This window comes from Tardiphaga sp. 285_C5_N1_2, assembly GCF_052076065.1.
In the GTDB taxonomy this organism is placed as follows: domain Bacteria; phylum Pseudomonadota; class Alphaproteobacteria; order Rhizobiales; family Xanthobacteraceae; genus Tardiphaga; species Tardiphaga robiniae.
In genome coordinates this window covers 1,266,292-1,290,123 of the sequence record NZ_CP197241.1, presented here as the reverse complement: position 1 = coordinate 1,290,123, position 23,832 = coordinate 1,266,292, and the positions used below count along the sequence as shown (strand labels likewise).

Below are 23,832 nucleotides of genomic sequence, written 5' to 3'. Positions count from 1 at the left end.
CGCGGCAATCCAGAAGGTCACAAGCGAAGACCGGATTGCTTCGCTACGCTCGCAATGACGGCTGAGAGGGCGTAGCGCTACAGCACTACCGGCGCATCGGGCAGCTCATTCACCGAGCCGGCATCGCGCGGGAAATGCGTTACCAGATGCTGCGTCACCGCGTCGATCCCCTTGATCACGCCTTGCTCGAAATGCCCGGCGCGAAACTCCGCCTCCATCATCTGGCAGATCGCTTCCCAGCCGGGTTTGCCGACGCGGGCATCGATGCCGCGATCGACCACGATCTCGACGTCGCGATCGGCGAGCAGCAGATAGATCAGCACGCCGTTGTTATGCGCGGTGTCCCAGACGCGCAGTTGCGCGAACACATCGATGGCGCGTTCGCGCGCGGATTGATTGCGGAACAGCGGCGCGCCGTCGAGCGCGCCCTCGACCACGAAGCGGATCTGTCCGGCATGGCTGGCTTCGGAGGCCTTGATGGCCTGTTCGATCGCCGCCAGCGATTGCGGCGGGAACGCCTTGCGGACCCGCGAGCGATTGCCGAGCAGATGGTTGCCGATGCGTTTCAGGCTCATCACCAACTCCCCGAAGCGCCGCCGCCACCGAAACTGCCACCGCCTCCACTGAAGCCGCCGCTGCTCGATGAACTCCCTGATGACCAGGAACCACCGCCGCCCCCAATATAGCCACCGCCGCGACGTCCACCGCCTCCGCCACCCGACATGAGGGCCTCGCTGATCAGCGTAAAGAAAAACGCGACCGCACCGAGAATGCCGCCGAACAGCAGGCTGCCCGCGACAAGCCAGACCACTGTCGTGACGAGCCCGCCGGTGGCCAATGAGCCGAACAGCCGGCCGAAGATATTGCGCAGGATACTGCCGAAGATCAGAACTCCGAACAGCAGGAACGGCGCATATTCCATGATCTGATCGAGGGCATTCGAATTGCCCTTCCATTCATCTGGCGCCGGCAGCGGCTCGCCATCGACCACCTTGATGATCTGATTGACGCCGGCTGTGATGCCACCCGCGAAATCGCCGGTCTTGAAGCGTGGCGTGATGATCTCGTCCATGATCCGTTTCGTGGTCACGTCAGTCAGTGCGCCTTCAAGGCCGTAGCCGACTTCGATGCGGAGCTTGCGATCGTCCTTGGCGACCAGCAGGATCGCGCCGTCATCGACTTTCTTGCGGCCGATCTTCCAGGCTTCGGCAACGCGGATGGAGTATTGCTCAATGGCTTCCGGCGCCGTGGTGGGCACGATCAGCACCACGATCTGGCTGCCCTTGCGCGACTCGAAATCACGCAGCGTGCTGTCGAGCGATGCCTGTTCGCCCTGGCTCAGCGTCGCGGTCTGATCGACCACGCGCCCCGTCAGAGCCGGCACGGCCACATCGGCCAGAGCAACGGCGCTCCAGCACAGCAGCAATGCCAGCAGGCAGGCTTTGATCACCTTCATCGGATCGGCCTGATCGGCACCCGCCTATTTCGCGGGCGCCGGCGTCGGGTTGAAGTCGACCTTGGGCGCGGTCGAGATTTCGCTCTCATTGGCGACCGAGAAATTCGCCTTCTCCTTATAGCCGAACATCATGGCCGTCAGATTGTTCGGGAAGGTGCGCACGCCGACGTTATAATCCTGCACCGACTTGATGTAGCGGTTGCGCGCCACGGTGATGCGGTTCTCGGTGCCTTCGAGCTGCGACATCAGATCCTTGAACAGCGCGTCCGACTTGAGCTGCGGATAGTTCTCGGTGACCACGAGCAAGCGCGACAGCGCGCTGGAGAGTTCGCCTTGCGCGGCCTGGAATTTCTGCAGCGCGGCGGGATCGTTGACCACATCAGGCGTCGCCTGCACCGAGCCGACCTTGGCGCGTGCATTTGTGACGCCCAGAAGAACGTCCTTCTCCTGCTGCGCGAAGCCCTTCACGGAATTCACGAGATTCGGCACGAGGTCCGCGCGGCGCTGATACTGGTTGACCACCTCCGACCAGGCCGACTTGACCTGCTCATCATTGGTCTGGATCGCGTTGTAACCGCAATTGGTCAGGCTGAGGGTCGCCAGTGCTGCCAGCACGGTCAAAAACTTGCGCATGAAATTCTCCTGTGACGCGGCTCAAATGGCTCGACCGCTTCTAGCACAGGCAAACGACGAAAGCCGCCACAAGTTCATCGCGAATGCTGCAATGCCCATACGGGTTTATGTTTGCATGCCCGGCATTCGTTGTTAGCCTTGCCGCAACCATCGGCCCACAGAAGCCGAGGACATTTGGGGAGGTTTCCATGACGGACGTGCTGAACACGTTTCCGACCGTTGGCGCGCAGACCTTGCGGGCGCTGGCGCGCTATCCGGATCGCATCGCTTTCAGTTGGCCCGGCGGCTCGATCACCTATCGCGGCACTACGGACCTGATCGCGCGGCTGCAGAATGTGTTCATGAACCTCGGCGCACAGCCCGGCACGAAAGTGGCGCTGCTCACAGCCAATCGCGCCGACACCTGGTGCGCCGGGGTGGCGGCACAACTGTCGCGCTTCGCCATTTCCTGGCTGCATCCGCTAGGCTCGATGCAGGACCAGATCGACCAGATCGAGGACGCCGAGGCGACGATCCTGATCATTGACGCCGACAATTTCCTGCAGCGCGGCGGCGAACTAGCATCGCGCGCGCAAAGCCTGCAGCACGTGTTCACGCTGGGCCGTGCAGATTACGGCATCGATCTGCTGAAAGTCGTCGGCTCAGGCGGCAGCGCCACCGCGCGGGACTTTGCACAGGTCGATGACATCGCCGTGCTGAACTACACCGGCGGCACCACAGGAAAATCCAAGGGCGCGCTGCGCCGCCATCGCGAAGTGTCGGGTTTTGCCAGCGCCATTCTGTCCGACTTCGAGATCCCGGACACGCCGAGCTATCTCACTGTGGCGCCCATCAGCCATGTCGCCGGCACCAAGGTGCTGCCGACGCTGATGCGCGGCGGCACGGTGCATATGCTGAAAGGTTTTGATCCCGAAGCGGTGCTCAAGACCATCGAACGCGAGCGGATCAATTTCACGCTGTTCGTGCCGACCATGATCTATGTGTTGCTCGACAACCCGACGCTGTCAAAGACCGATCTATCCTCGCTCGATCTGGTGCTTTACGGCGCATCGCCGATGTCGCCGAGCCGGCTGGTGGAAGGCATCGAACGCATCGGCCCGGTGTTCTCGCAGCTCTACGGGCAGACCGAATGCTATCCGGTGTCGGTGCTGCGCAAGACGGATCATGATCCGAAGAAGCCCGAACTGTTTTTGTCCTGCGGTTTTCCGATCGCCGTCTGCGATGTGCGTATTCTCGACGATGACGACCAGGAAGTCTCCCCCGGCGAGGCGGGCGAAATCTGCGTGCGTGCGCCGCATGTGATGAAGGAATACTGGAAGCGGCCGGAGCAGACGGCCGAAACGCTCAAGAACGGCTGGCTGCACACCGGTGACATCGCCCGCGCCGACGAGCGCGGCTACATGTTCATCCTCGACCGCAAGAAGGACATGATCGTCTCCGGCGGCTTCAACATCTTCCCGCGCGAGATCGAGGATGTGTTGACCACCCATGCCGATGTGGCCATGTGCGCTGTGGTCGGCGTGCCCGACGACAAATGGGGCGAGGCTGTCACCGCCATCGTGGTCGCGCGTGGCGGTGCGAAGCCGGATGCGGATGAGCTGATCAATCTGGTCAAGACCCGCAAGGGCTCGGCCCATGCGCCGAAGCACATCAAGTTCGTGACGGAGCTGCCGATGACCGGCGTCGGCAAGATCGACAAGAAGGCGCTGCGCGCAAGCTTCTGGGTCGGGCGCGAACGGATGGTGGGGTAAGGACTTAGCACTAACGCCGTCATTCCGGGGCGCGTGTGCATCTTGCGCACGCGAACCCGGAATCTCGACATGGCTGAACACTTCGGGATTCCGGGTTCTCCTGCCAGCGGCTTCGCCGCTGACCTGCGCCCCGGAATGACAGTGGAGGGTCACCACCATGTAACTTGCATGATGATAGTTACTCCCCTATCTTCCCCCCATGGAGCGCAAGAGTTTCGAAAAACTGGAATGCCCGGTTGCCCGCAGCCTTGAGCGCGTCGGCGAGTGGTGGAGCATTCTGATCATGCGCGATGCCATCTACGGCATGACGCGGTTCGACCAGTTCCAGAAGAACCTCAACATCGCGCCGAACATGCTGACCCGGCGCCTCGGGGTGCTGGTCGAGGCCGGGCTGCTGGTGAAGCGGCAATATTGCGAAAAGCCGCCGCGCTACGAATATATCGTGACCCCGCGCGGCCGGGATTTCCGCTCCGTGCTGTGGTCGCTGCAAAGCTGGGGCAACCGGCACTTCGCGCCTGAGGGTGAAAGCGTTGTTCTGATCGACAAGGAGACCGGCGAGACCGCCGATCCCATCCTGGTCGACCGCCGTACCGGCAAACCAATCACCGAAGCCACCCACGCCAATGCGCCCGGCCCTGCCGCCAGCGCACGCGTGCAACGGCGGCTCAGCAAACCGCGCCCGCAGAAGGACGGAACATTATGAAACTGGAAACGCCGCAGGCCATCGTCGCCGCCACCGCCGCGCCTGTCCACGAGATGAACCCGCGGACGCGCATGCTGCTGCAGGCGCCAATCGCCTCCACGCTGGTCAAGCTCGCCTGGCCCAATCTGCTGGTGATGCTGGCGCAGGCTTCCACCGGCCTGATCGAGACCTGGTGGGTGTCGCATCTCGGCTCTGATGCGCTGACCGGCATGGCGGTGGTGTTTCCCGGCTTCATGATGATGCAGATGCTGTCGGCCGGTGCCATGGGCGGCGGCATTTCCTCGGCGATCGCGCGTGCGCTCGGCGCAAGGCGCACCGACGATGCCGAGGCGCTGGTGATGCATGCCACGCTCATCAATATCCTGCTCGGTCTGATCGGCTCGGCAATCTTCCTGATCTGGGGCCGTGCGATTTACACGGCGATGGGCGTCAGCGGCGGCGCGCTGGACGCGGCCATGCAGTATTCCAACGTGGTGTTCGGCGGCAGCGTTTTAGTTTGGCTGATGAACGGCTTTGCCAGCATCATCCGCGGCACCGGCAATATGCTGGTGCCGTCGCTGTCGATCTGTATCGGCGTGGTGCTGCTGATCCCGCTGTCGCCGCTGCTGATCTTCGGCTGGGGACCTATTCCGGCCCTCGGCATTGCCGGCGGCGGCTGGGCCGTGGTGCTGTCCACCTTCACCGTGGGCGCCGTGCTCGCCGGCTACATTCTCTCGGGCCGCTGCATCGTCCATTTCAAGCTGGCCCGGCTGCGCTGGGATCTCTCGGCCGACATCCTGCGCGTCGGCGCCATCGCCGCGGTGATTTCGCTGCAGACGAGTTTCACGGTGCTGCTGACCACCGCACTGGTCGGCGGCTTCGCCGGCGGCGACGCCGTGGCGGGCTTCGGCACCGGCGTCCGGCTGGAATATCTGATGGTGCCGCTGGCCTTCGGGTTTGGCGGACCGCTGGTCGCCCTGGTCGGCACCAATATCGGCGCCGGACAGGAGCAGCGCGCGCTGCGGGCAGCGCTGATCGGCGGCGGCATGGTGTTCGTGATCACCGAAACCGTCGGCCTGGCGGCCGCGATTTGGCCGGCCGCGTGGCTCGGCCTGTTCGGGTCGGACCCACAGATGATCGAAACCGGCAGCGCCTATCTGCGCATCGTCGGCCCCGCCTATGGCTTCTTTGGCCTCGGCCTGTCGCTGTATTTTGCCTCGCAAGGCGCCGGCAAGATGCTCTATCCCCTGCTGGCCGGCGTGCTGCGCCTCTTGATCTCCATCGGCGGCGGCTGGCTGGCGCTGCGGCTGACGGGATCGCTGACCTGGCTGTTTGCCTGCCTGACCTTCGCCCTAGTCGTCTACGGCACCATCATCGTCACGGCGGTGGCGTCCGGGACCTGGTTCAAGACCAAGCCGGCCTGACGGCGATGCAATCGCCAGCGATGTGATCGCCTGACAGCGATGTGATCAGCCGAAAGCGGATTTTCCGCTGGGAATAAAGATGTGCATATGCCTCATGCAGTTGCACGCCTGTAGGGGCACAGCGAACTATCCTAGATAGCGCGGATCGGCGGTCAGTTCGGCCGCACCCAGGAATCCCCAGCTATGGCAGACGGTATCGCGGCACAGGCTCCCCAGCCGACGGAAGGGCTGACGCCGAGCCAGCAGCGTTGGGCGCGGCTTGCGATCTTTACCGCCCTTGCCATGGCCTCGCTCGATACCGCCATCGCCAATATCGCGCTGCCCTCCATCGCCGCCGACCTGCATGCCACGCCAGCGGATGTCATCTGGGTGGTCAATGTCTACCAGATCGCCATGGTCGCCACGCTGCTGCCGTTCGGCGCCCTGGGCGAGATCGTCGGCCATCAGCGCATCTATCTCGGGGGGCTGATCCTGTTCACGATCGCGTCGGTCGCCTGCGCATTCGCGTGGTCGCTGGACACTTTACTGTTCGCGCGGGTGCTGCAGGGCCTCGGCGCCGCCGGCGCCATGAGCGTCAATGCCGCGCTGGTCCGCGTGGTTTATCCCCCAAGCCATTTCGGCCGCGGGCTCGGTCATAACGCCCTCGTCGTTGCGACGGCCTTCACCCTCGGCCCCACCATCGCCTCGGGCATCCTGTCGGTTGCAACCTGGCCCTGGCTGTTCGCGATCAACCTCCCCTTCGGCCTCGCCGCCATTGTCATCAGCCTAAAGACGCTGCCGAAGACCACGCGCGCCACCCATCGTTTCGATTTTCTCGGTGCCCTGCTGACCTCGCTCTGCCTCGGCCTGCTGATCCTCGGCATCGACAGCGCCGCCCATCACACGGCACCGTCCATTGTCGTCGCAGAACTGGTTGCCGGCCTGTTGTTCGGCTGGCTGCTGCTCCGCCGGCAGGCCGATCACCCTGCACCGATGCTGCCGATCGACCTGTTTCGCCGCCCATTGTTCGCGCTGTCGGCGGCCACGGCGGTTTGCTCCTTCTCCGTCCAGGGCCTCGCCTTTGTGTCACTGCCGTTCTATTTCGAAGAAGTTCTGCATCGTTCGGCAGTCGAGACCGGCTTCTTCCTGACGCCCTGGCCGCTGGTCGTCGGCATCATGGCGCCGATCGCCGGCCGGTTGTCGGACCACTATCCTGCCGGGCTTCTCGGCGGTATCGGCATGGCTCTGCTCGGCATCGGCATGGTGCTGCTGGCCACCCTGCCGCCCGACCCGAGCGTCGCCAATATCGTCTGGCGGATGGTGATCTGCGGCGCCGGCTTCGGCTTCTTCCAGGCCCCGAACATGAAGGCGATCATGTCGAGCGCCCCCGCCGGCCGCAGCGGCGGCGCCAGCGGTATCGTGGCCACTGCCCGGCTCACCGGCCAGAGCATGGGCGCGGCGCTCGCCGCCTTCTGCTTCGGCCTGTTCGGCCATGGCGGCGCGACCTGGGCGCTGGCGCTCGGTGCCGGCTTTGCCGCGCTCGGCTGCGTCATGAGCTTCCTGCGGCTGATCGTCCCGTCGTCACCCAGTCACTGATTTCAGAGATAATTTAGCGAACTCACATTTCTCTTTTGCAATGCCGTATTAAGTGATGTGATATACTGCAGTGCAGAGACAGATATTTTGCAGCGCAAGTAACAAAACTGAGTTCCATTGCCCTTCGGTTCCGTAAGTACCCAAAGACGCTGGACCAGTTTCGTATCCTTGTAGCCGCGGCGGGCACGAGGGCATTTCTTGAGGGTACTGTTCGTCACTCCAGAGATTGACGACTTCATCCGGGTGGGCGGCCTTGCAGCCGTGTCCGCCGCTCTCCCTAGAGCCCTGCGCATCTGGACCGACGTTCGCATCATCCTTCCCGGCTACCGCGACGTCGTCACGCAGTTTCCTGATATCGAGATCGTCGGCGAATGCCCGGCGCTGGCGGAAATGCCCGCCTGCTCGGTCGGCCTCGCCGCGACCAAAGACGGGCTGCCGATCTATATCCTGCTCTGCCCGCAGCTCTACGATCGCCCCGGCAATCCCTATGGCGATGCCTGCGGCCGGGACTGGCCGGACAACGACATCCGCTTTGCACGCTTCGCGTCCGCAGCGGCACTGCTCGCCGCCGGCCAGCTCGACAAAAACTGGTCGGCCGATCTGGTTCACGCCAATGACTGGCAGGCGGCCTTGGTGCCGGCCTATCTCGCCTGGAGCGGGGTGAAGATCCCGACCATCCTGACGATCCACAATCTCGCTTATCAGGGCCTGTTTCCGAAGTCTTCGCTGCGCCGGATCGGTGCACCGGCGGAGTCGTTCCATATCGACGGGCTGGAATTCTATGACAAGCTGTCCTTCCTCAAGGGCGGGCTGATCTACTCGTCGCATCTGACGACGGTCAGCGAGACCTACGCACGCGAGATCACCACGCCGGAACTCGGCTGCGGGTTGGAAGGCCTGCTGACCAAGCGCTCCAACGAGTCGCGTCTGACAGGCATTCTCAACGGCATCGACGAAAGCTGGGATCCGCGCGTCTGCGCGGAGCTCATGAGACCGTTCGGCGCGGGCGACTGGGAAGCCAAACGCGCCAATGCCGACGGGGTACGCCAACAATTTGGGCTCGCACTCTCCCGCGGGCCCATTTTTGGTTTGGTCGCCCGCCTCGTGCATCAGAAGGGCGTCGACCTCGTATTGTCGGCGGCCGACGCCATCGTGTCCGCCGGCGGACAGATCGTCGTGACCGGCCGCGGCGAGACCGAACTGGAGAATGCGCTGATGGACGCGCATCGCCGCCGTCCGGATGCGATCGGCGTCGCCATCGGCTTCAACGACCGCGAGGCACGGCGTATCTTCGCCGGCAGCGACTTCACGCTGATGCCGTCGCGCTTCGAACCCTGCGGCCTCAGCCAGATGTATGCGCAGCGCTTCGGCTCGCTGCCGATCGGCCACCAGACCGGCGGCCTCGCCGAAACCATCGTCGATGGCGAGACCGGCTTCCTGTTCACGCAGCCCTCCACCGAGTCATTTCTGGGCGGCATCCTGCGCGCCTTCGCGACCTATGGCTCCAAGGATCGCCTGAACTCGATGCGTCGCAGCGCCATGTCGAAATCGTTCAGCTGGAATATTTCTGCCGCCAGCTACAGCGCGCTGTATCGCAAGACGATCGTCGCCGGCGTGTAGCGCGGGAAATCGGCGGGTGAACCCCGATCTTGGCTTGCGGATCAGTTCCGTTTCACAATAATGGCAAAAGCTGGCAACAACTATCATCCATGAAGGCGTGGCCGGTACCCCCTGTGATGAAAGCTAGCCCGTGCTCAAAGCTTCGCCTCCCGCCGAGCCGCTCGTCGACTGGCGATCGGAAATCAGCGCCGGTCTGATCTCAAGCCTCGTCTGCCTGCCGCTCTGCCTTGCTTGCGGACTGCTGGTGTTTGCGCCGCTCGGCCCCGACTATGTCGCAGCCGGCGCTGCAGCCGGCCTGTATGGCGGCGCCATCGTCGGCCTGGTCGCGGCCGTGGTCGCCACCTCGTCCTATATCGTGACGACGAGCCGCGTCAGCATGGCCCTGGTGCAGGCCGGCCTGACTACGACGCTGGTCAATGACGCCACGCTTGCGAGCCAGCCTGCGATGATCGTGACCGCGATCATGCTGTGTTTGTTTCTGGCCGGGCTGTGGCAGGTCCTGTTCGGACTGCTCGGCCTGACGCGCGCCATCAAATTCGCGCCGCACCCGGTACTCACGGGCCTGCTCAATGGCGTCGGGATGCTGATCGTGATTTCCCAGTTCAAGCCGTTCTTTGCCGCGCAGACGCTGTGGCCGAACAAGCCCGCGATGCTGGTTTACGTCGTGGCCCTGGCGCTCTTTGTTCTGAACTATCCGGCCATAGCAGCCTGGCTGCGGCTGCCGGACTGGCTGCGGAAAATACCGGGATCGCTTGCAGGCTTCGTCGCCGGCACCGCGCTCTACTATCTGATCAGCATCCCGACCGGTCTCGATCTCGGGCCGACCATCGGTGAGATCCATGTCAGCTTCCCGCCCGCCATGCCGCTCGGCGCAGTGTTCGACGGCTCCATCACGCCGGAACTGACCGCCGTGCTTCCGCATGTCGTGCTGGTGTCGCTGGTGCTGGCGATCATCGGCACGGTGGAGACCATGCTGGCGTTTCGCGTGGCACAGCAGCTCGACGACACGCATATCCATCCGGTGCGCGACCTCGCCGCACAAGGCATCGCTAATGCGGCAGCAGCACTCGGCGGCGGCATTGGAGGATCTGCGATTCCATCGGTGATCCTGCTCGGCTATCGCATGGGCGGCCGCACGCGCTGGACCAGCATTTTCGTGGCTCTCAGCCTGTTGGCCATCACATTCGCGCTGTCCTCGGTGCTCGCACAGGTGCCGCGCGCGGTGTTCGCCGGCCTGCTTCTGGTGATCGGCATCGTGCTGTTCGATCGCTGGAACCTGCAACTGCTGGCCGATATCCGATACAGCATCGAGCCGCAGGTTCGCCGGCACGCGGTCTACAACCTGATCGTGGTGCTCGCGGTGATGGCCGTGACCGTGTTCAGCTCGGTCGTTTCCGGAGTGATCGTCGGCATCATCCTGTCCTGCATCATCTTCGTCATCAATATGAGCCGGCCACTGGTACGCCGCGCCCATCTCGGCGACACGCTGTTCTCCAAGCGCATTCGCTCGGCCGACGATCTCGCGATCCTGCAGCAGACCGGGCAGCAGCGCGCCATCCTGCAGCTCGAAGGCGCGCTGTTCTTCGGCAATGCCGACGACCTCTCGCTCCGCGTCAAGGACTTGTTCAACAGCACGGACATGATCCTGCTCGACATGGGCGCCATCTCCGACCTCGACATCTCCGGCATCAACGCATTGCGAACCCTGCGCCAGAAGGCAACTGAAAAGAAACGGCGACTGATCTACTGCAACGTCCGGCCCATCCATGCCGCCATCATCGGCAACGGGATCGGGCACGATCCCGCATCGCCGTCCATGACGCAGGATCTCGATTCCGCACTGGAGTGGATGGAGCAGACCATGCTCGACCGCTCAGCTACGAGGCAGGGGCAAGCGGATGAACTCACGCTCGAGCAGATCGACTTTCTCGATGGTGTATCGGCGAACGAGATGGCCGAACTGACCACAGTGATGACCAGACGCGAATTCGCGTGCGGCGATACGATCTGCCGCGAGGGCGACGCCGGCGACCGCATGTGGCTGATCCTGAAAGGCAGCGTCAGCGTGCTGCTGCGTACCGACGGACATCACGAGCGACGCCGCATCGCCGGACTTGGCCGCGGCACGACGGTCGGAGAAATGGCGCTGGTGGAATCGGTACCACGCTCGGCGACCATCGTCGCCGACGACGCGGTGATCTGTTACGAATTCCCGCGCGACGGCTTCGACCTGATCCTGAAGAAAAATCCGGTGCTCGCCACCAGGCTTCTGGGCAACCTGGCGCGCGAACTCACCCGGCGACTGCGACAGACCTCACAAGATCTGCGCATCAGTCATCATTGAGGCGGTTAAACCTCGACCACGCGCTCCACATGCACGCGGCGGCAATCCATCTCGTATTCGAGATCGACGACCGGCGGACGGTTGAAGTGCCAGGTCAGGCCGTTGCGGAACACGCCACGACGACCGAGTTCGCTTTCCAAGAGCGCATAGACGTCGCGCACGGTGTAGAGCTGCGCGCCGGTGGTCTGGTCCCAGGTGCCGGAGAATGCGCTCATGCGGCGCTCCATCTCGTCGAGCACGAACTTGGCTTTTTCCAGCATGCCCGACGGGCTGATGTCGCCGAGACGCACGGTGTTGTCGCGATAGTCGCCCTTGCCTTCCGCGGCCTCGCCGCTGCCGGCGATGACGAAGGATGCCGGCGCATTCGGCGCGACGGTCGTGAAAGAGAAAGCGTGGAAGCCGGGCTCCGACGGCGGATCGATCTTCGGACACACATTGCTGCGCGCGATGGGATTCACGCGATCCTTCATGATGCCCCAGTCTTCGAGGGTCTTGATGTAGATCTCGTTGAAGTCGATGAACCCCTGCTCCGTGAACGGCGCCGGCGAGCGCAATTCGCAGGCCGCAAAGGCGGTCAGCGGCCGGCCGGCGGCCTTGATGATCTCGGCAACCCTGGCGAAGCCTTCCTTCAGCGGAACGACTTTCGAGAAGCGCACGCGCTCCAGCGCGAAGCCGGGCAGCGCGCCGACGCCGCAGGAATACTGGAACACGCCCGGCATGTAACGGTAGCCGCTATTGGGGGCTTCGACGGTCTCGATCATGTTTGCCTCTTTGGATGAAATCAAAGTCAGTCTTCGAGGACGCCGAGATAGGCGTCGCGGATGATTGGATCGGCCAGCAATTCGGCGCCCTGCCCGGTGCGCACGATGCGGCCCATATCCATGATGTAGGCGTGATGGCAGAGATCGAGCGCCGTGGTGACGTCCTGCTCCACCAGCAGGATCGACATGCCTTCGGAGTTCAACTGGCGCAGCGCCGCGACCAGTTGCTCCACCAGCAATGGCGACAGGCCGAGCGAGAGTTCGTCGATCATCAAGAGGCGCGGCGCGCTCATCAGCCCGCGGCCGATGGCGCACATCTGCTGTTCGCCGCCGGACAATGTCGCCGCCGCCTGGTTGCGGCGCTCACGCAGCTTCGGAAAGGTCGTGTAAACGCGATCGAGATCGCGATTGAGCTCGGTACGGCCAACGCTGCGCGAATAGGCGCCCATCAGGAGATTGTCCTCGATGCTCATGGCGCCAAACAGGCGGCGGCCTTCCGGCACGTGCACAATGCCATGCGCCAGCATCTGCGCAGCCGTTGCCTTGGAGAGATCGACGCCTTCGGAGACATATTTGCCGGAGACCAACGGGATCAGCCCGGACAGAGCACGCATTAGCGTGGTCTTGCCGGCACCGTTGGAGCCGATCAGCGCGGTGATTTCGCCGGAGCGCACCGCCATGTCGATGCCCCACAGCACCTGAATTTCGCCGTAGCCGGCGCAGACCTGATTGAGTTCGAGCATCGGATGATCAGCCACGGGCAGCGTTCCGTTGTGCATATTGCTGGCCAAGATAGGCATCGACGACGGCAGGATCCTTGATGATGTCGCGCGGCGCGCCGTCGGCGATCAGCTTGCCGTTATGCAGCACCGCGATACGGGTGCACACATTGAGCACGACCTTCATAAGATGTTCGATCATCACGATGGTGATGCCATCGGCAGCAAGCTGATGGATCAGCTTCGTGGCGCGCTCGACCTCGGCGCTGTTGAGGCCGGCATTGACCTCGTCGAGGAACAAGAGCTTCGGCTTCATCGCCAGCGCCTTGGCCAGTTCCAGCCGCTTGCGCATGGCAAGCGTCAGCGTCGCCGCTGATTGATCGGCCTGCGCGTCGAGACCCACAAAAGCGAGATGCGCGCGGGCGGCCTCGCGCGCCGATTTCAGGCCCTCGCCCGGCTGCGAGAACAGCGCGGCGGCGGCGACATTGTCGAGCGCCGAAAATTCCGCAAAGGGCTGTACGATCTGGAAGGTGCGCGACAGGCCGAGCCGCGCGGACTGATAGGTCTTGATCCGCGTGATGTCGCGGCCGTCGAAGGTGACGACGCCCGAGCTTGCCGGGGTGACGCCGCAGATGGTGTTGACCAGCGTGGTCTTGCCGGCGCCATTCGGGCCGATCAAGCCGACCACCTCACCCCTGTTCACCGACAGCGAAACGTCGCTCAGCGCCTTCAGCCCGCTGAAGTTTCGCGAGACGTTGCTCAGATGCAGGATTTCGTGACGGATCTCAGACATGCTTTGCCTTTCGTCCGAACAGCCCGCGCCAGATCTTGCCGGCATGGAGCGAGACCAACCCATGCGGCAGGAACAGCAGCAGCAGGATGATGAGGACGCCCAGCACGCCCGAATGGATCTGGATGTAATTGCGCCAGACCACTTCCTCGAGGCCGAGATAGACGAAGGCGCCGCAGACCACGCCAAGCGGCGATCCGAGCCCGCCCATCAGCGCCATCACGATCGGCTTCACCGAATAGAGAATGTCGAACACGTCGGACGGATCGATATAGTGCACCCAGGCCGCATAGAGCCCGCCGGCGGCGCCGACGAAACACGCAGACAGGCCGAAGGCGATGGCCTTGTAGAGCGTGGAATTGAGACCGACCATGTTCGAGGCCGTCTCGTTCTGCCGGATGCAGTTGAGGCCGAAACCGAGCTTCGACATCGACACCGCGATGACGACGAGCGCGGTGATCAGCAGCAATCCCCACATGGCGTAAAAGAAGAACGTCGCGTCGGACAGCACGCTGGAGCCGGACACCAGCGGGATATTCAGGCCCATGCCGCCGCCGGTGAGGTCGGTGGCATTGTTGACGAGTTCGCGGAACACTTCGACCAGCGAGAGGCTGGCGATGGCGAAGTAATGGCCACGCAGCCTGAGCAGCACGGCGCCGAGCGCCGCAGCCAGCACCAGACACAGCACAAGCGAACCAAGCAGCGACACGGTGAGCGGCACGCCCTTGTTCATGAGAATGCCGGTGGTGTAGGCACCGAGCCCGAAGAAGGCCGCCGTCGCGAAGGACGGATAGCCGGCGAAGCCACCGACGATATTCCATGACAGCGCGAAGATCGCATACATGCAGGCCATGGTGCCGAGACGTAGCGCATAGGCATCGCCGAACAGCGGCAGCGATGCTACGCAGGCAATGAGGACGAGAAGCGCGATATTGGTCCGGGTCATTCAAAACCCTTTCGGCCGAGCAAGCCCTGCGGCCTGACGACAAGGAAAATGATGAGCAGGACGAAAGACAACGTCACCGCATGGGCCGGGCCGAGATAGACCGAGCCGACGCCTTCAACGAGCGCCAGCAACAAACCGCCTGCGAGTGCACCTGACACGCTGCCGAGTCCGCCGAGGACACAGACCACGAAGGCCTTGCCCAGATAGGCTGATGAGGTCAGCGGCGAGATCGGGAAGATCAGCGCCATCAGCACACCGGCGCAGCCGGCGAGCGCCGCACCGAGACCGAAGGCGATGGCGTAGATCGATTTGACGTCGACACCCATCAGCACGGCGGCATCGCGGTCGAGCCGGACCGCGACGATTGCACGGCCGACTTTCGAGCGACGTAGCAGCAGATAGAGCAGGAAGGTCAGCGCCAGCGCTGAGGCGGTTGCGATCAGACGGTCGACGGGAACGACGACGTCGAAGATCGAGATCGATCCCGTGGGCGGATTGAGGATCAACTTCCGGTAATCGGCCTTGAAGTAATAGATCATCGCGTTGTTCAGGATCAGATCAAGCCCGAAGGTCAGCGTCAGCGTCACCAGCACCGGCGCGGTGATGACGCGGTTGAGCAGCAGCCGCTGCAGCAGATAGCCGAACACGAAAAAGGCCGGCGCGGCGATCAGCAGCGCATACCAGGGCGACAGCCCGAGCGAATTATAGGCGCCCCACGCCAGATAGGCGCCGAGCACGATGAACGAGCCGTGGATCAGGTTGATGACGTTGAGCACGCCCCAGACCAGCGAGAAACCGATCGCGATACAGGCATAGAGACACCCGAGCACGAGTGCATTGATCAGGACCTGGATGGCCAGCATGTGGATTCCCCGCCGGTCTTAGCAGACTTGCTTGAGCATGATCTTGTCCGAAAACCGGTATCCACTTTTTGGGATCATGCTCAGTTCACGCCAAGCTTGAAGTCGCCCTGCTTGATCGCATCGGGGAACAGCACCACGGGCTTGCCGGCCTGGATCTGGAAGACCGGCGGCTCCAGCGAGTTGATCTGGCCGTTGGCGCCAAACTTCACAGGACCCCAGAAGGTGACGACGTCCATCTTGGCGAGCTCGTCACGCACCTTGTCGCGATCCAGCGAACCGGCCTTCTCGATGGCCATCTGGAACAGCGCGCCGCAGACCGCAGCCGAGGCATGGGCGTAGTCGGGCTCGAGCTTGTACTTGTCCTTGAACAGCTTCACAAAGTTGGCCGTCGTACCGAAGATATCCTTGCCGTTGTACTGTTCGGCCGGATGCCACCACGAGGCGCTGGAGATGTTCTCGGCGCTCTGCCCGGCGGATTCGATGAATTCCTGATAGGCCGGACCGGCGATCATGGTCACGACATTGGCCTTCATCTGCTGATCGACCATCTGCTTGCGGATCAGCAAGAGGTCGTTGGTGTAGCCGGTGACGAACACCCATTGCGGATTCAGCGACTTGATCTGCGACAGGGTCGCGGAGTGGTCGAGCGTGTTGATGGCGTATTTCTCGAAGTAAACGACTTCGAGACCGTTGGCCTTGGCGGACTTCTCCATTTCCTGCGCGATGGCCAGCGGAAACAGATCGTTACGTGCAAGAATCGCGACCTTCTTGACGTCGGCAGCCTTGGCCTTGACGAGCTGCGTCAACGGCGTAGTCAGCGTATCGTTGGGCGTGAAGGTGCCGAACAGATATTTGTAGTTCTGGTCGTAGACCTGGGACGACGACGCCGTCGCGGCCAGCATGGGCACCTTGTATTTCTCGGCGATCGTGCTGGCGGCCTTGGCGGCGCCCGAGCCGAACGGGCCGAACATGAAGTTCACCTTGTCCTGGGTGATCATCTGTTCGGTGGTCTGCACCGAGCGCGGCGTGTTGGACTGATAGTCCGAATAGACGATCTCGACCTTGTACTTCTTGCCGCCGACATCGATGCCGCCGGCCTTGTTGGCCTGTTCGGCCCAGAGGTCATAGCCCTGCTGCTGCTTCACGGCTTCCGGCGCCAGCGGCCCGGTGATCGGCAGCGGCGCGCCGAAGCGGATCACATCCTGCGCCGAAGCCATTGAGGAGGTCGCTCCCAAACCGGCCGCAGCCAGCAGGAGGGATGCGGAAAAAGCCGAGACAGCAAGCCGGGGATGAAACATCCAAATTCTCCATCGATGACGGGACCGTGACCTGATCAAACTCTGTCAAATTTAGATTTCGAATAAAAGCATTGAATTTCGATGTGAGAGGTCTGAAAATCAGAACGCTAGTCAGGTCCTGCCATCGCGCTGGGCAGCCAGCCGCGAGGGACTGAGCATGATCGAATCCACCGCCATTCGCTATTTTCGCGTGGTTACCGAGTCCGGCTCGATCAAACAGGCCGCCGCAGCGCTCCGCATCGCCCCCTCCGCCCTCAGCCGGCAGGTGCAGGGGCTGGAGGAGGAGCTTGCGGTCAAGCTGTTCGAGCGCGGCGCGCGCGGCATGAACCTGACCGATGCCGGCCACGTGCTCTATCGCTATGCAGTCGAAAACCGCAGCCAGCTCGACGGGCTGCGCAGCCAGGTCGAGGAATTCGCATCGCTGCGCCGCGGCCAGGTGAAGATCGCCACCGTCGAAGGCATGCTGTCGAGCTTCCTGCCCAACTCTTTCGTCGACCTGTCGCAGCAATATCCGGGGATCGCGCTATCTGTCACCGCCGTGGGCGCTCGCGATGTAGTCGAGATGGTCAGCCAGAACGAGGTCGATCTCGGCCTGATCTTCGGTCGTGCGCCACGACGCGATCTGATCGAACTCGGGCGCATGCGACAACCGGTCTGCCTGATCGTCGCGCCTAGGCATCCGCTAGCCGGCCAGAACTCATACGCGATGAAGGATCTTGCAGGGTTGCGCGTGATCCTTCCGGATCCATCGTTCGGCATTCGGCAGGAACTCGACAAGTCCTGCGCACAGGCCAGTGTGCGGCTGGAAATGTGCAGCGAGACCAACTCGCTGGCCTTCACCCAGACCGTGGCTGCCCGCACCGATCTTGCGACGTTCCTGCCGATGGTCTCGGCGACGGCGGCCGTCAATGCCGGCACACTGGTCGCGATCCAGCCGCGCGACCGCAGGCTTGAGTCAACACAGGTGACGCTGGTGCAGTCGGCTGCACGCATGGCATCGCCCTCAACGCGACTGGTCGCCGAGATGCTGGTGGCGCAGATGAAGGACAGTGAAGAAGGGTAGACGCCTTAAGCAGCGAGCTTTCCAGCCAGCGCGCGGAAACGCTCAAGCTGATCCTGCTTCAGCGCGCGGGTCTCGTCGCGACCAACGAAGACCTTGAACATCACGCCGCCATCGACATTGAGAAATGCGACGAAGGCCGACGACTTGCCCATGAAGGGGCGCTCGACGAAAGCCACACCGCCGCAGCGCTCATGACGCAGATGGCCATGCAGCCCTTTCGGCTGTGTCAGATTGTAGTAGCCATGACCGATGGCACCCGGCGACAGCGGCGCCGTGGTTTCGAAGATACCGTCCTCGGTATGCACGATCAGCGTCACCTCGCCCCATTCGGCGATATCCGTCATCGCCGTGACGAACGCATCAGCGCCGCCGCCGATGGTCACCATCCCCTCGGGCAGCGCTTCCAGCACCGCACGCGCCGTGACGCCCCGCTCGCGCGCAACGGTCTCGATCACGGCGCCTGGATTCTCCGCCATATAGGTCTTCAGCGCGGCGAGATCCGTATTCAGCATGAGATGGCTCCGTGATCGATCGTTGATGTGAGACGCAGTGCCTGCAATCAGGCCGCAGCGCTCTTGCGGCGCTCGGACTGGATCACTTCGAAGCCTTCGAACTTCGGATGACCGAGATAGAGGCTGGCGCCTTCCGACTTGTTGTCCGCGCGGGCATGCGCCTTGCGGAACTGCTCGGACTTGGTCCAGCCCTCGAAGTCCGCCTTGCTGGCCCAGACCGTATGCGACGAATACAGCGTGTGATCCTCGGCCACCGGACCTTTCAGCAGGCTGAACTCGATGAAGCCCGGCAATTCCGAGAGATAGGATTCGCGGGTCGCCCAGATATTCTCGAAAGCGGCTTCGGATCCGGTTTTGACCTGAAAGCGGTTCATGGCGATGAACATGGATGTCTTTCCTTTCGTGACGTCGAGAACCTATCATAACCGAAATCGCGCCCGGACATGAGCGCGATTCCTTTGAGGCTGGTGGATGCAGATGGCGATTATGCGCCGCCGAAATGCACCTTGATGCCACCCTTGTAAACGATGCCCGGACCAGGCGCAGTCCAGAGAACGTCGTTCTGAGTGGTGCCATCGGCACCCGCGCCTGGAATGGCGTAGGGGCGATAGTACTGATTCAAGATGTTGTCGACGCCGAAGTTGAGGGTGATATCTGGCGTGGGCTGATAGGCCACGTACAGATTGACCAGATCGTAGGCGGTCGATGGTACATAGCCGACTGGGATATCCGTGTTGGCACCGACCGAGGCCCACTGAGCCGAGATGACCAGCTTGCGATCCAGCAAGCGGACACCGCCGGTGGTCGTGACCTTGCGCGGCTGGATCGTCGCCAGACCAACATTGGTCTGGGTGTTCTTGCCGCGCTGAAGCGTGGCGCCGACACCCAGGAACCAGTCGCCTGCATCATACGATGTCTCGGCTTCGAAGCCCTCGATCTTTGCCGAGGCGATATTCTGGTACTGGTAGAACTGGCTGAACAGGCCCGGAATCGGGAAGCCCATGAAGGTCAGCGGCGAAGCGACCGGGGTCGACGCAACCAGATCGATATAGTCGTCGACATCGTTGCGGAAGAAGTTGAACTTGGCACGGAAGCTATCGCCCGCCGTGAAGATGCCGTTGTACTTCAGATTGACTCCGACTTCCTTGTTCTTGCCGACTTCAGCACGCAGGTTCGGGTTCGGTCGGAAGCAGAACAGACCTGAGGTGCCATCGGGACAGTTGAACAGCGTCGGACCGCCACCGGTGGCATGACCACCCGCGATCAGCGTCTCTGTGATCGACGGCGCGCGATAGCCCTCGGCGTAGCTCACATAAGGCGTGAAACCAGCAACCGGCGTAACGCCGACGGTGATCTTCGGCGAAAGGCGATCGCCGCTCGACGAAGTTGTTCCGGCAACCCCTGTGCCCGACGAATTCAGTTCGTAGTGATCGTAACGCAACGCGCTAATGACTTCGAGCCAAGTCGAGTAGTTGTTCTTCAGCTGAATGAAGCCGCCGCCCACCGTCCGGTCGCCGCTCGGTGTGGTGATATTGGAGTTGCCTCGGGAATCGAAGGTCGAGACCTTGTCGTTGAAGACATCGAAACCGTAGGTGACGGCATTACGCCATCCGCCGACATCGAAACGCGAGGTGTTGTTGACGTCCACGCCGATCGTATCCAGCAGGTAACCCCGGCGATCACCGACGCAGCCAGAGATATTGTTGCCAGGGTTAGCGAGCGTACAGGTGCCTGAACCCGCGGTGATGCGATTATTGTAGGTCTTGACCTGATCGTTGTCGGTGCGATTGCCGTACAGCGTGGCGTTCCAGTCGAACAACATGTCATCCGGCTTGGAGTACTTCCAGGTCACCGTACCGGTATAGGTCTTCGCCGTAGATCCATAGACCGACGAACCGGCGATGGCCGCAGCCGGCGCCGCCGTGGTGGTCCCGCCACGGTTCATCTGACCGATGCTGTACTGATAGTCCTGGAAGATACCGCCGAACTTGATCTCGTGACCATCAGCAGGACGGACCGTCAGCTTCATCAAGCCGGCGGCAATATCATTTCCCGTATTGCCAATCTCGGTGCCGTCGCCGTCCTTGTAGTTACCCTGCGTCCGGTAAACCGCGCCGCCAAACACGTCGACGGACGGGTCGACGCGCACGCCGCCAAATACCGAACCCATGCCACGGGCATTGTTGGAGCCGTAGGAGCCGCTCATATCCACGCCCCAGCGCTCGCCAGGTCGCAGGACGTCATTGATGTCTTTGGTGCGGAACGAGGCGACGCCGCCGATGGCACCGGAGCCGTAGATATTGGCAGTCGGGCCGCGGGTGATATCGATGCCGCCGATCAGTTCGGGCTCAAGGAAGAACGAGCCATTCGCATTGTGACCGGAGCGCTGATAGTTCTGGCGCGCACCATCGACCACAACGGCGACACGGCCGAAGTCCTGCAAGCCGCGAATATTGATCGCCGTGGACGGATCATCGCCACGATCCTGCATCCAGACACCGGGGACATTGTAGAAAAGCTGGCTCAGCCGGCTCGGCTGCTGCAGCTGGATCTGCTCCTGCGTTACGACGCTGACCGGGGCCAGCGCATCGATGGCGCGCTCCTGGGTCTTCGAAGCCGTCACCGTGATTTCATCGAGTGACTGCCCGGTGCGGCTGGCCTGCGCATTGGCGTTAGCGACCTGCGCCGGCACGGCCGCCGGCTTGGCGGCTGCACGCTTCTTCTTGGCGGGTTTCGGCTTTTGCGGCTGCACGTCGCCTGCCTGCGCGGCGGCCTGTGCCAAGGCGGTCTCGGAGACCAACGCCCCCATTGATACGATCGACACACCCAACAACAAGGCGCGCGTAGTCATGCCCCCAAGAGCCATAGCCTAATCCCCAAACACAAATTTCAACGGATCGTGGCTGGCTGGCGCTGCACGAGGCAGTGAGCTTGCTGGCTCTCGAATGCGACTCGGGGACCCCTGCCACCAAGTTGCCATTTTCGATTACGGTTCATTAACGGGGGGGTCAAGCAATCCCCGCCCTGTTTATACTGATTATAGACTGCAGTGCTTGGCGATGAGGTGCGACAAAACCTATAACGATGACAGAGACTTTTACGGATGGGATAGATCGGCGCTATGGATACGGGTTCTCACGACGGCAGCGCTGCCGCTCACGCCAAATCCTCAGCCGGACGCAATGTGGTCATAAATGGCGACCGGATGGACAGCAAGGAACTGTTCGCGGATCAGCGTGAGTTGCTGATTACGCATGGCGACGAGACCTATCGCCTGCGCCTGACGTTCCAGAACAAGCTGATCCTCACCAAATGACCGCCGGTCTCCCCGTTCGACGTCATCGCATCGCGCATGCACTGCAATGTGTCGCGCTTGCCGGCACGCTGGCACTGTCAGCCGCGGCCGCGGCGGAAGACGCCGTTGTGCGCGACGCACGCGGACGCGACGTCACTATCGGCCATCCGACCCGCATCGTCTCAATCGGCGGCGCGGTGACCGAAATCCTTTATGCGCTCGGCGCTGACGACCGCATCGTCGCCGTCGATACGACCAGCCTCTATCCACCGAAGGCCATGGCCGACAAACCCAATGTCGGTTACATGCGCCAGCTCTCTGCGGAAGGCGTATTGGGGCTGAATCCGCAACTGGTACTGGCGATTGCGGGCTCCGGCCCAAAGGAGACCATCGACGTCATCGACGCCGCCAAGATTCCGCTCATCATGGTGCCGGATACGTTCACCGAAGCCGGCATGGTGGAGAAGATCCGGCTGGTCGCCAAGGTCGCGGGCGTCGAGGCACGCGGCGAATGTCTTGCCAATGCCGTGGCCGGCGATCTTGCCGCGCTGCGTGAATTGCGCGCCAAGGTGAAGACCCCGCCACGGGTGATGTTCGTGATGTCCTTCCTCGATGGCCGCACCATGGTCGCAGGCCAGAAGACGGCAGCCAATGAAATCATCAAGCTGGCCGGCGGCATCAATGTCGCGGACAGCTTCGACGGCTGCAAGATCATGAGCGATGAAGCGATCGCCGCAGCCAAACCGGATACCGTGCTCTCGATGGAGCGCGGCAAGGACACGCTGCAGGCCGACACCGTGTTTGCCAGCCCGGCATTCGCACTGACGCCGGCCGCGAAGACCAGGAGCCTGGTCGCCATGGATGGCCTCTATCTGCTCGGCTTCGGTCCGCGCACGGCCGCCGCCGCACGCGACCTCGCCGTCAAGCTCGACCCGGCGCTGTCGTCCGAGGCTGCAACGTTCAAGCCCGTCTCGCTCGCCGTCAACTGCCGCCAATAAGATGAGCGCTGCCGACGCCAAGCTGACTGCGTTTGTCAGAACGACCGGTCGGGTGCGTCGCCCTGCCACCGTTATCGTGCTGTGCGGCCTGCTCGCGGCACTGCTGCTGACGGTGCTGCTTGCCGCCACCGTGGGTGCCGCCGGCATCCCACTGTCCCGCCTGCCCGCAGCACTTGGCCTCGCGGCCGCCGATCCCGGCAATCAATTTGCCGCGCGCGATCAGCTGATCCTGTGGTCGATCCGGATTCCGCGCATTGCCATCGCCGCCATGATCGGCGGCATGCTGGGCGCCGCCGGCGCGATCATGCAGGGCCTGTTTCGCAATCCCCTCGCCGATCCGGCGCTGGTGGGCGTCTCCAGCGGCGGCGCATTTGCAGCAGCCGGCGCCATCGTCATCAGTGACAGCCGCTTTGCGCATTATGTGCTTTTTCTGCAGCCCTTCCTGCTGCCGCTGGCCGCCTTCATCGGCTCGCTGCTGACGACCATCATTCTGTACCGGATTTCCAGCCGCAGCGGGCGCACCTCCATCGCGCTGTTCCTGCTCGCCGGCATTGCCATCGCCGCGATCGCCAATGCGGGCATCGGCCTTCTGGTGTTCATCGCCGACGACCGGCAATTGCGCGACATCACGTTTTGGCTGCTCGGCTCGCTCAGCGGCGCCACCTGGAGCAAGGCGGCAACGATTGCACCTATGCTGGCGCTGGGCCTGATCGGGATGCTGTTCACCAGCCGCGGCCTCGACGTGCTGATCCTCGGTGAGTCCGAGGCCTTCCATTCCGGCGTCGATGTCGAGCGCCTCAAGCGCATCTGCATTGTGCTGGTGTCGGTCATGACCGGCGCGGCGGTGTCTGTCTGCGGCGTGATCGGCTTCGTCGGCATCGTCGTGCCACACCTGCTACGGCTGATGATTGGACCGGGTCATCGGTTGTTGCTGCCGGCATCCGTCGGTCTCGGCGCGAGCCTGCTGGTCGGCGCCGACACGCTCGCCCGCACCATCGTGGCGCCGGCCGAGATGCCCATCGGTATCCTGACCGCCGCCGTGGGCGCGCCGATCTTCCTGCTGATCCTGCTGCGCCAGCGCGGGCTGGTGGGGCTGTGACGC

Annotated in this window: 22 protein-coding genes; 10 read left to right on the top strand and 12 right to left on the bottom strand. The window is 62.8% G+C overall.

Annotated elements, in window-relative coordinates; genetic code table 11:
• Positions 1-77: 77 nt before the first annotated feature.
• Genes AB7951_RS06095 through AB7951_RS06085 form a run of 3 tightly spaced genes read right to left on the bottom strand, consistent with a single transcriptional unit; the run spans position 78 to position 2,089 of the window.
• Positions 78-575 (bottom strand): TPM domain-containing protein, encoded by a 498-nt coding sequence (locus AB7951_RS06095; RefSeq protein WP_120291576.1) that lies wholly within the window; start codon positions 573-575, stop codon positions 78-80.
• Positions 575-1,456, bottom strand: coding sequence for a TPM domain-containing protein (locus AB7951_RS06090; protein ID WP_120291578.1), 882 nt, complete (start codon positions 1,454-1,456; stop codon positions 575-577). Before AB7951_RS06090 ends, AB7951_RS06095 begins: the two co-directional genes overlap by 1 nt.
• A gap of 24 nt (positions 1,457-1,480) precedes the next feature.
• Positions 1,481-2,089, bottom strand: coding sequence for a LemA family protein (locus AB7951_RS06085; RefSeq protein ID WP_089265314.1), 609 nt, complete (start codon positions 2,087-2,089; stop codon positions 1,481-1,483).
• A gap of 188 nt (positions 2,090-2,277) precedes the next feature.
• Here AB7951_RS06085 and AB7951_RS06080 point away from each other — a divergent pair, with 188 nt between their 5' ends.
• The 6 genes from AB7951_RS06080 (at position 2,278) to AB7951_RS06055 (ending at position 11,485) form a co-directional block, all read left to right on the top strand.
• The gene (locus AB7951_RS06080; RefSeq protein ID WP_120291580.1) at positions 2,278-3,840 is read left to right on the top strand and encodes an AMP-binding protein; all 1,563 of its coding nucleotides are present in this window, start codon (positions 2,278-2,280) and stop codon (positions 3,838-3,840) included.
• Positions 3,841-4,039: 199 nt separating this feature from the next.
• Positions 4,040-4,543 carry a helix-turn-helix transcriptional regulator gene (locus AB7951_RS06075; protein ID WP_120291582.1) on the top strand — a complete coding sequence of 168 codons (504 nt, stop codon included), beginning with the start codon at positions 4,040-4,042 and terminating at the stop codon, positions 4,541-4,543.
• A complete protein-coding gene (locus AB7951_RS06070) occupies positions 4,540-5,946 on the top strand; it encodes an MATE family efflux transporter (RefSeq protein WP_439061830.1) in 1,407 nt (468 codons plus the stop codon). The genes AB7951_RS06075 and AB7951_RS06070 overlap by 4 nt, the downstream gene beginning before the upstream one ends.
• A 183-nt stretch (positions 5,947-6,129) precedes the next feature.
• Positions 6,130-7,521, top strand: coding sequence for an MFS transporter (locus AB7951_RS06065; protein ID WP_120291584.1), 1,392 nt, complete (start codon positions 6,130-6,132; stop codon positions 7,519-7,521).
• Between the two features lie 198 nt (positions 7,522-7,719).
• Complete coding sequence (gene glgA, locus AB7951_RS06060; RefSeq protein ID WP_120291586.1) at positions 7,720-9,141, top strand: glycogen synthase GlgA; 1,422 nt, start codon at positions 7,720-7,722, stop codon at positions 9,139-9,141.
• Positions 9,142-9,271: 130 nt separating this feature from the next.
• Complete coding sequence (locus tag AB7951_RS06055) at positions 9,272-11,485, top strand: SulP family inorganic anion transporter (protein WP_120291588.1); 2,214 nt, start codon at positions 9,272-9,274, stop codon at positions 11,483-11,485.
• A 5-nt stretch (positions 11,486-11,490) separates the two neighbouring features.
• Here AB7951_RS06055 and cnbZ read toward each other — a convergent pair whose 3' ends face one another.
• The 6 genes from cnbZ to AB7951_RS06025 form a co-directional block, all read right to left on the bottom strand.
• The gene (gene cnbZ, locus AB7951_RS06050; protein ID WP_120291590.1) at positions 11,491-12,246 is read right to left on the bottom strand and encodes a 2-amino-5-chloromuconate deaminase CnbZ; all 756 of its coding nucleotides are present in this window, start codon (positions 12,244-12,246) and stop codon (positions 11,491-11,493) included.
• A gap of 26 nt (positions 12,247-12,272) precedes the next feature.
• Complete coding sequence (locus AB7951_RS06045) at positions 12,273-12,989, bottom strand: branched-chain amino acid ABC transporter ATP-binding protein (protein WP_120291905.1); 717 nt, start codon at positions 12,987-12,989, stop codon at positions 12,273-12,275.
• A gap of 7 nt (positions 12,990-12,996) precedes the next feature.
• Positions 12,997-13,758 (bottom strand): ABC transporter ATP-binding protein, encoded by a 762-nt coding sequence (locus tag AB7951_RS06040; protein ID WP_120291592.1) that lies wholly within the window; start codon positions 13,756-13,758, stop codon positions 12,997-12,999.
• Positions 13,751-14,701: a branched-chain amino acid ABC transporter permease gene (locus AB7951_RS06035; RefSeq protein ID WP_120291594.1), complete on the bottom strand. Its 951-nt coding sequence runs from the start codon at positions 14,699-14,701 to the stop codon at positions 13,751-13,753. The genes AB7951_RS06040 and AB7951_RS06035 overlap by 8 nt, the downstream gene beginning before the upstream one ends.
• Positions 14,698-15,564 (bottom strand): branched-chain amino acid ABC transporter permease, encoded by an 867-nt coding sequence (locus tag AB7951_RS06030; RefSeq protein ID WP_089265322.1) that lies wholly within the window; start codon positions 15,562-15,564, stop codon positions 14,698-14,700. Before AB7951_RS06030 ends, AB7951_RS06035 begins: the two co-directional genes overlap by 4 nt.
• A gap of 80 nt (positions 15,565-15,644) precedes the next feature.
• Positions 15,645-16,781, bottom strand: a complete 1,137-nt coding sequence (locus tag AB7951_RS06025) for an amino acid ABC transporter substrate-binding protein (RefSeq protein ID WP_246297833.1) — start codon at positions 16,779-16,781, stop codon at positions 15,645-15,647.
• Positions 16,782-17,019: 238 nt separating this feature from the next.
• On the opposite strand from AB7951_RS06025, the gene AB7951_RS06020 reads away from it, so the two are divergent.
• Entirely contained in the window at positions 17,020-17,925 is a 906-nt protein-coding gene (locus tag AB7951_RS06020; protein ID WP_120291598.1) for a LysR family transcriptional regulator, read from the top strand.
• A gap of 5 nt (positions 17,926-17,930) precedes the next feature.
• Here the strand turns inward: AB7951_RS06020 and hutX are convergent, their stop codons facing one another.
• From hutX to AB7951_RS06005, 3 genes are all read right to left on the bottom strand, one after another.
• Complete coding sequence (gene hutX / locus AB7951_RS06015; RefSeq protein ID WP_120291600.1) at positions 17,931-18,437, bottom strand: heme utilization cystosolic carrier protein HutX; 507 nt, start codon at positions 18,435-18,437, stop codon at positions 17,931-17,933.
• A 47-nt stretch (positions 18,438-18,484) separates the two neighbouring features.
• Positions 18,485-18,823, bottom strand: coding sequence for an antibiotic biosynthesis monooxygenase family protein (locus AB7951_RS06010; RefSeq protein ID WP_068735293.1), 339 nt, complete (start codon positions 18,821-18,823; stop codon positions 18,485-18,487).
• Between the two features lie 98 nt (positions 18,824-18,921).
• Positions 18,922-21,303, bottom strand: coding sequence for a TonB-dependent hemoglobin/transferrin/lactoferrin family receptor (locus AB7951_RS06005; RefSeq protein WP_199712104.1), 2,382 nt, complete (start codon positions 21,301-21,303; stop codon positions 18,922-18,924).
• 255 nt (positions 21,304-21,558) lie between these two features.
• Here AB7951_RS06005 and hemP point away from each other — a divergent pair, with 255 nt between their 5' ends.
• Genes hemP through AB7951_RS05990 form a run of 3 tightly spaced genes read left to right on the top strand, consistent with a single transcriptional unit; the run spans position 21,559 to position 23,829 of the window.
• Complete coding sequence (gene hemP, locus AB7951_RS06000; protein ID WP_068735289.1) at positions 21,559-21,753, top strand: hemin uptake protein HemP; 195 nt, start codon at positions 21,559-21,561, stop codon at positions 21,751-21,753.
• Entirely contained in the window at positions 21,750-22,730 is a 981-nt protein-coding gene (locus tag AB7951_RS05995) for an ABC transporter substrate-binding protein (protein ID WP_441255715.1), read from the top strand. The genes hemP and AB7951_RS05995 overlap by 4 nt, the downstream gene beginning before the upstream one ends.
• Position 22,731: 1 nt before the next feature.
• Complete coding sequence (locus AB7951_RS05990; RefSeq protein WP_093756741.1) at positions 22,732-23,829, top strand: FecCD family ABC transporter permease; 1,098 nt, start codon at positions 22,732-22,734, stop codon at positions 23,827-23,829.
• Positions 23,830-23,832: the final 3 nt, after the last annotated feature.

What these genes read in the sequence shown, in the direction of transcription:
- AB7951_RS06095 (WP_120291576.1), bottom strand. Translation starts at nt 575, where the DNA reads ATGAGCCTGAAACGCATCGGCAACCATCTGCTCGGCAATCGCTCGCGG.
- AB7951_RS06090 (WP_120291578.1), bottom strand. Translation starts at nt 1,456, where the DNA reads ATGAAGGTGATCAAAGCCTGCCTGCTGGCATTGCTGCTGTGCTGGAGC.
- AB7951_RS06085 (WP_089265314.1), bottom strand. Translation starts at nt 2,089, where the DNA reads ATGCGCAAGTTTTTGACCGTGCTGGCAGCACTGGCGACCCTCAGCCTG.
- AB7951_RS06080 (WP_120291580.1), top strand. Translation starts at nt 2,278, where the DNA reads ATGACGGACGTGCTGAACACGTTTCCGACCGTTGGCGCGCAGACCTTG.
- AB7951_RS06075 (WP_120291582.1), top strand. Translation starts at nt 4,040, where the DNA reads ATGGAGCGCAAGAGTTTCGAAAAACTGGAATGCCCGGTTGCCCGCAGC.
- AB7951_RS06070 (WP_439061830.1), top strand. Translation starts at nt 4,540, where the DNA reads ATGAAACTGGAAACGCCGCAGGCCATCGTCGCCGCCACCGCCGCGCCT.
- AB7951_RS06065 (WP_120291584.1), top strand. Translation starts at nt 6,130, where the DNA reads ATGGCAGACGGTATCGCGGCACAGGCTCCCCAGCCGACGGAAGGGCTG.
- cnbZ (WP_120291590.1), bottom strand. Translation starts at nt 12,246, where the DNA reads ATGATCGAGACCGTCGAAGCCCCCAATAGCGGCTACCGTTACATGCCG.
- AB7951_RS06045 (WP_120291905.1), bottom strand. Translation starts at nt 12,989, where the DNA reads ATGCTCGAACTCAATCAGGTCTGCGCCGGCTACGGCGAAATTCAGGTG.
- AB7951_RS06040 (WP_120291592.1), bottom strand. Translation starts at nt 13,758, where the DNA reads ATGTCTGAGATCCGTCACGAAATCCTGCATCTGAGCAACGTCTCGCGA.
- AB7951_RS06035 (WP_120291594.1), bottom strand. Translation starts at nt 14,701, where the DNA reads ATGACCCGGACCAATATCGCGCTTCTCGTCCTCATTGCCTGCGTAGCA.
- AB7951_RS06030 (WP_089265322.1), bottom strand. Translation starts at nt 15,564, where the DNA reads ATGCTGGCCATCCAGGTCCTGATCAATGCACTCGTGCTCGGGTGTCTC.
- AB7951_RS06025 (WP_246297833.1), bottom strand. Translation starts at nt 16,781, where the DNA reads ATGGCTTCGGCGCAGGATGTGATCCGCTTCGGCGCGCCGCTGCCGATC.
- AB7951_RS06020 (WP_120291598.1), top strand. Translation starts at nt 17,020, where the DNA reads ATGATCGAATCCACCGCCATTCGCTATTTTCGCGTGGTTACCGAGTCC.
- hutX (WP_120291600.1), bottom strand. Translation starts at nt 18,437, where the DNA reads ATGCTGAATACGGATCTCGCCGCGCTGAAGACCTATATGGCGGAGAAT.
- AB7951_RS06010 (WP_068735293.1), bottom strand. Translation starts at nt 18,823, where the DNA reads ATGTTCATCGCCATGAACCGCTTTCAGGTCAAAACCGGATCCGAAGCC.
- AB7951_RS06005 (WP_199712104.1), bottom strand. Translation starts at nt 21,303, where the DNA reads ATGGCTCTTGGGGGCATGACTACGCGCGCCTTGTTGTTGGGTGTGTCG.
- hemP (WP_068735289.1), top strand. Translation starts at nt 21,559, where the DNA reads ATGGATACGGGTTCTCACGACGGCAGCGCTGCCGCTCACGCCAAATCC.
- AB7951_RS05995 (WP_441255715.1), top strand. Translation starts at nt 21,750, where the DNA reads ATGACCGCCGGTCTCCCCGTTCGACGTCATCGCATCGCGCATGCACTG.
- AB7951_RS05990 (WP_093756741.1), top strand. Translation starts at nt 22,732, where the DNA reads ATGAGCGCTGCCGACGCCAAGCTGACTGCGTTTGTCAGAACGACCGGT.